The organism is Mangrovibacter yixingensis (assembly GCF_020523985.1).
GTDB classification, from domain to species: domain Bacteria; phylum Pseudomonadota; class Gammaproteobacteria; order Enterobacterales; family Enterobacteriaceae; genus Mangrovibacter; species Mangrovibacter yixingensis.
In genome coordinates this window covers 678,108-684,126 of sequence record NZ_JAIVKM010000002.1, presented here as the reverse complement: position 1 = coordinate 684,126, position 6,019 = coordinate 678,108, and the positions used below count along the sequence as shown (strand labels likewise).

The 6,019-nt window shown below is 46.2% G+C and carries 5 protein-coding genes and 1 rRNA gene; 1 reads left to right on the top strand and 5 read right to left on the bottom strand.

Annotated elements, in window-relative coordinates; all coding sequences use genetic code 11:
- Positions 1–110, top strand: a 5S ribosomal RNA gene (rrf, locus tag LC084_RS13905); the annotation flags it as partial.
- A gap of 616 nt (positions 111–726) precedes the next feature.
- Here the strand turns inward: rrf and LC084_RS13900 are convergent.
- The 5 genes from LC084_RS13900 to fis all read right to left on the bottom strand — a co-directional run bounded on the left by LC084_RS13900 (position 727) and on the right by fis (position 6,017).
- Positions 727–1,485 carry an amino acid ABC transporter ATP-binding protein gene (locus LC084_RS13900; protein ID WP_226571774.1) on the bottom strand — a complete coding sequence of 253 codons (759 nt, stop codon included), beginning with the start codon at positions 1,483–1,485 and terminating at the stop codon, positions 727–729.
- Between the two features lie 8 nt (positions 1,486–1,493).
- Positions 1,494–2,597, bottom strand: a complete 1,104-nt coding sequence (locus tag LC084_RS13895; protein WP_226571773.1) for an amino acid ABC transporter permease — start codon at positions 2,595–2,597, stop codon at positions 1,494–1,496.
- 9 nt (positions 2,598–2,606) lie between these two features.
- The gene (locus LC084_RS13890) at positions 2,607–3,788 is read right to left on the bottom strand and encodes an amino acid ABC transporter permease (RefSeq protein ID WP_226571772.1); all 1,182 of its coding nucleotides are present in this window, start codon (positions 3,786–3,788) and stop codon (positions 2,607–2,609) included.
- Between the two features lie 70 nt (positions 3,789–3,858).
- Positions 3,859–4,884, bottom strand: coding sequence for an amino acid ABC transporter substrate-binding protein (locus tag LC084_RS13885; RefSeq protein ID WP_226571771.1), 1,026 nt, complete (start codon positions 4,882–4,884; stop codon positions 3,859–3,861).
- An 836-nt stretch (positions 4,885–5,720) separates the two neighbouring features.
- Complete coding sequence (gene fis, locus LC084_RS13880) at positions 5,721–6,017, bottom strand: DNA-binding transcriptional regulator Fis (protein ID WP_000462905.1); 297 nt, start codon at positions 6,015–6,017, stop codon at positions 5,721–5,723.
- Between the last annotated feature and the right edge of the window lie 2 nt (positions 6,018–6,019).

Genomic DNA, 6,019 nt, shown 5'->3' with positions numbered 1-6,019 from the left:
GGCAAGAGCGCGGTGGTCCCACCTGACCCCATGCCGAACTCAGAAGTGAAACGCCGTAGCGCCGATGGTAGTGTGGGGTCTCCCCATGCGAGAGTAGGGAACTGCCAGGCTTCAATTAAGAAGAACCCTCAGCGAAAGCTGGGGGTTTTTTGCATTCAGGCATCAGTAAACAGCTGTTCACAGCCTGACAGAAAGTAAAGCAGGACGGCGCAGGGCGCTGACGTACGTGGCAATGTGCCAAAGGGTGTGCCACACCGGCCTGTTCAGCCACAGTGCCACGCCGGGGAACACTTCCCGTCAGGTTATTCCTGTCACCGCGCCCGGTGTAATCACTTGAAAGAGCGGGACAAAGCAGTGAGCGTTGCGTGGCCACTACACGGGGGCATTCATCAACAGCCACTCTCCGGTTAAGACGTGCTCACAGTGAAAACCGGAAGTTCTTTGTGCCCCGTATCCAGCAGCACACTACGCGATGGACTTCCTTCACGCCATTTGCAGACCTGGTTTTCCCTGTATTCCACCGTAACAATGCCCGGGCAATGGCCCGCAGACGAACCGCAATAGTTACCTTCGGGCTCCGAGAGACTTATTGCTTCATCCTGCTGGCAATAAACTGTACAACTGAAGATATCTGAGAAATAAAATATTCTTGTTACTTTTTCTTATCTTTTTTTGCACAAAAAATGCCCTGCGATAAACAGGGCATAGTAAAGATCGCATTATATATTAATGGATTACTTGTGAAAGGAACGCGCGAGTACGCTCAGAACGGGGATTTGAGAAGAATTCTTCAGGTGGGGCTTCTTCTACGATTTCACCTCTGTCCATGAAAATAACACGGTTAGCGACTGTGCGTGCAAAGCCCATTTCATGAGTAACGCAAAGCATTGTCATTCCATCTTCTGCCAGACCAATCATAGTATCCAGGACCTCTTTAACCATTTCTGGATCCAGTGCCGAAGTGGGCTCATCAAACAGCATAATTTTAGGTTTCATACACAAAGAGCGAGCAATCGCAACACGCTGTTGCTGCCCTCCGGATATTTGGCCGGGGAACTTATTAGCATGTTCTGCAATACGTACACGTTCCAGGTAATGCATGGCCAGTGCTTCCGCTTCACGTTTAGGCATTTTTTTTACCCAAATCGGGGCGAGAGTACAGTTCTGCAGTACGGTAAGGTGCGGAAATAGGTTGAAATGTTGGAATACCATTCCTACTTCATTACGTACCCGTTCAATATTACGAATATCATCATTGAGCTCGATGCCATCAACAACAATACGACCTTGCTGATGTTCTTCCAGATGATTGATACAACGAATCGTTGTTGATTTGCCAGAACCAGAAGGGCCACATAATACAATTCGCTCGCCTTGCTGAACGTTAAGGTTAATATCTTTCAATACATGAAACTGCCCGTACCACTTGTTAACATCTTCCAGCGTAATCATCGCGTCGGCAGGTTGAATAGTATTTTGACTCATGATTTTCCTTAGTGCGGTGTGCGCCCGGTATGGAAGCGCTTTTCCAGATACTGGCTATAGCGCGACATGCTGAAACAGAAGATCCAGTAGACCATTGCGGCAAAAACATAGCCTTCGGTTGACATCCCAAGCCATGCCGGGTCAACGGTGGCCTGCTGGACGCTACTGAACAAATCAAACAAGCCGATAATGATGACCAGGCTGGTATCTTTGAATAATGCAATGATCGTGTTAACCAGTCCAGGGATCACCAGTTTTAAGGCTTGCGGAAGAATGACTAAAATATGGGTTTTCCAGTAACCCAGAGCAAGGGATTCGGCTGCTTCGTATTGCCCTTTTGGCAAAGCTTGTAAACCGCCTCTGACCACTTCGGCAACATATGACGACTGGAAAAGAACAACACCAACCAACGCCCTGATTAATTTATCTATTGTTGTCCCTTCCGACATAAAGAGCGGCAGCATCACTGAGGACATAAACAGAACAGTAATCAGTGGTACACCACGCCAGAATTCAATAAAAATAACAGACAGAATTCTGACTACAGGCATGCGCGAACGGCGCCCCAATGCCAAAAGAATCCCCAGAGGAAGTGCACCGGCAATCCCAATAGACGCGATAATTAAGGTTAGAGTCAGTCCACCCCACTGGCGAGTTTCAATACGGCTGAGCCCGAAGAATCCTCCATACATTAACCACCACACGATCAACGGATAAACGATTACCCATCCGGTGATATAGCGGCCCCGTTGCGGCATGTTCTTCCAGAACATGGGAAGAATACTCAATAAGCCAATAACCAGTGCGGTGTTAATCCGCCAGCGTTGCTCATGTGGATAGAGCCCATACATAAACTGCCCGAAGCGGGCATGGATGAACACCCAACAGGCGCCTTCTTTTGTGCAGTCTCCACGCGTTGAACCTACCCAGTTAGCGTGAAAAATAGCCCAGTTAAGCAGTGGTGGAATTAACTGCCACATTAGCCACAGACAGATAACCGTCAGCAGGCTGTTACCCCAGGATGAAAACAGATTCTTACGCATCCATAGCAACGTACGTCCAGACCAGGATGCATCAGGACGAGTGTCTTTGGATAAAATAGCTTTACTCATCATGTGTCCTTAGCGTTCCACCAGGGCAATACGGCGGTTATAAATATTCATTAACAACGAAATGCTCAGGCTAATGATCAGATAGACAGACATTGTGATGGCAATCGTTTCGATGGCTTGTCCGGTTTGGTTGAGCACAGTCCCTGCAAAGAGCGATACCATGTCCGGGTAGCCAATAGCTGCTGCCAGTGAGGAGTTTTTCACAATGTTAAGGTATTGACTGGTCAGTGGAGGAATAATGACGCGCAATGCCTGAGGAATAATGACCTGGCGTAGGGTTATGGGGTTAGGTAACCCAAGGCTACGGGCTGCTTCATGTTGGCCAAAGGGTACGGATTGGATACCCGAGCGAATAATCTCGGCAATAAATGCTGAGGTATAAACGGATAAAGCCAGAGTCAGAGCGGCTAATTCAGGAATTAAAACCATCCCTCCACGGAAGTTGAATCCCCGTAATGCAGGAATATCCCAATGAATTGCAGCGCCAAAGAAAAGATGGGTTAAAAGCGGTAGACCTAATATCAGCACGATAGCCACAGGCCAGGTACGGCGAAGTTGTCCCGTTTTGATTTGGTGTGCACGATTGAACCGAAACAGCCCATAACTGATAAGCAGTGCAATCAGTATAGCCAGGCCTGTAGCAATAAGGCCTTCTCCAATAATTGGGGAAGGCAAGTAAAGGCCGCGGTTACTTAAGAACACCAGATCAAACAGATCAAGCGCTTGTCTGGGGCCGGGCAAATTGCGTAGTACCGCGAAATACCAGAAGAATATTTGCAGCAGCGGTGGAATATTGCGGAAGGTTTCGATATAGATTGTCGAGATTTTCCGTAACAGCCAGTTATCTGAAAGGCGGGCCAGGCCCAGGAAGAAACCCAGAAAAGAAGCAAAAAGAATACACAGTGCGGAAACCAGCAGTGTGTTGAGCAACCCAACGACAAAGACTCTGCCGTATGTATCTCCCTGCTCATAATCAATAAGATGCTGGACAATACCGAACCCGGCGCTTCTGTCCAGAAAGGCAAATCCGGAAGTGATTCCACGGTTATTCAGGTTTGTGATGGTGTTGTGTATCAGATAAATCGCGGCAGTTGCTACGAGTACAATTGCGATAATCTGGTACAGCCAGGCACGCACCGCAGGGTTAGAAAAGGAGAGTTCTCCTTTCGTTTTAAGGCGGCGATGAGACATAAACGAACCTCAGTAATACTATGCGACAGGCGTGTGGGCACTACATATGTAGTGCCCATTACTGCAAAAATTAACGTACTGGCGGGGCGTACTGGATACCGCCATTGTTCCAGAGGTTGTTAAGACCACGTTTAATTTTCAGCGGGCTGCCTTCACCGACATTGCGATCGAAGACTTCGCCGTAGTTACCGACCTGTTTAACGATATTAAACGCCCATTTGTTGTCGAGCTTCAGATCCTTACCGAAGTCACCCTCAGCACCTAACAGGTGTGCCATATCTGGCGTTGAAGGATGCGCTGCTTTTTCATCAACGTTTTTGGAGCTGACACCCATTTCTTCAGCGTCCAACATAGCAAACAGTGTCCAGCGAACGATGGCAAACCAGTCGTCGTCACCACGACGAACAACAGGCCCCAGCGGTTCTTTAGAGATAACTTCAGGCAGAACAATCCATTCACCAGGATTGCTGAGCTTAATGCGCAGTGCATAAAGCTGTGACTGGTCAGAAGCCAGCGTATCGCAGCGGCCAGACTCAAGTGCTTTTGCTGATTCATCGGAGCGGTCAAATGTTACTGGCGTATATTTCATTTTGTTGGCTTTGAAATAGTCAGCAACGTTCAACTCTGTATCGGTCCCGGCCTGAATACAGACAGTTGCGCCATCGAGCTCTTTCGCGCTTTTTAATCCGGCTTTAGAGTGTGTAAGGAAGCCAATGCCGTCGTAGTAGTTGACACCGGCGAAAACCATCCCCATGCCACCGTCACGAGAAGATGTCCAGGTCGTATTACGTGAAAGCAGATCCACTTCGCCAGATTGCAAAGCAGTAAAACGTTCTTTCGCTGTGAGTGGGGTATATTTTACTTTTGAAGCGTCACCGAATACGGCGGCAGCAATACCACGGCAAACATCCACATCAATACCCGTGAACTTGCCGCTTGCATCAGCATATGAAAAGCCCGGTAAGCCATCGCTGATACCGCACTGTACGAATCCTTTCTTTTTAACGGCATCCAGGGTTGACCCTGCATGTGCCTGGTTGGCGATACCAAACAGCGCTCCTGCTGCTACCAGAGTGGCTAACGTCAATTTTTTCATAGTGGATCCTGTGTGGCTAAATTATCGTTATAAATAAAGTGGCATCCATATTGATGCCATCATCCTGTCTGTGGCGATTGCCGAACTTAATAAAGCAAAGGTGATGCCAGGTTTTTAATTATTCAAAATGTGACAAAGCAATCACCCAGCGTTGAGTGTAGGCATTAAATACAAAAAACAGTGCCCTTAAATGGTGCAGAAATGAAACATGCGCCACATAATGGAGCGAAAAAGTTTCAGTGATGTGATGTGATTAACGTAGAGAAACAACTTCTAATAAAATTAATGTATTTCACTAGTTAATTTTAATAAACACTTCTTTATATGGTGAATTATTTCTATTTGGTAATAAAAAGTAACCAAATGCTCTATTATTAGCAAAATAGCTGAAAGCTTACTGCATCCATATAAACATCTGATGATAAAAAATGCCCTCCCTTGAGGCAGTGGTACTTCTATGTAGCCAGTAACTGATGCCCTATGGGCTGCAACCGTCACATCGTCATAATTCCTGCTGTTATCCAGTGTGTTTATTTTTTTTGATTTCTTATTTTTGAATTATCATGCTGTTTATTTTGTACATTCCATTCTTATATATAGAAGAATGGCAATCCGGATGGTTAATAAGTCTTATTTTTCGGGCTGAGTTTTTTACCACAAAGGAAAATATTTACCTGGGAGGATAGCTAACCCTTTAACCTTAATAAATAAAAGGTTAATTCAGCTAAGAGGTTGAGTGTGATTAGATTATTTTGGGAAAGGCGTTATTAACAAATAAAAAGGCACCACCCCGTGAAGGGTAGTACCTTTTAAAACAACGGATTAACTGATTAGAATCAGTTCATGCCATATTTTTTCAGTTTTTTACGCAGGGTGCCGCGGTTGATACCCATCATCAGTGCCGCACGGGTCTGATTACCACGGGTGTATTGCATCACCATGTCCAACAATGGCTGTTCAACTTCAGCCAGTACCAGCTCATACAGGTCATTAACATCCTGACCATTCAGTTGAGCAAAATAGTTCTTCAGTGCCTGTTTAACCGAGTCACGCAGGGGTTTTTGAGTTACCTGATCCTGAGAGTTAACGGTAGAAACGGTCAGTACGTCAGAATTTACGCGTTGTTCGAACATAG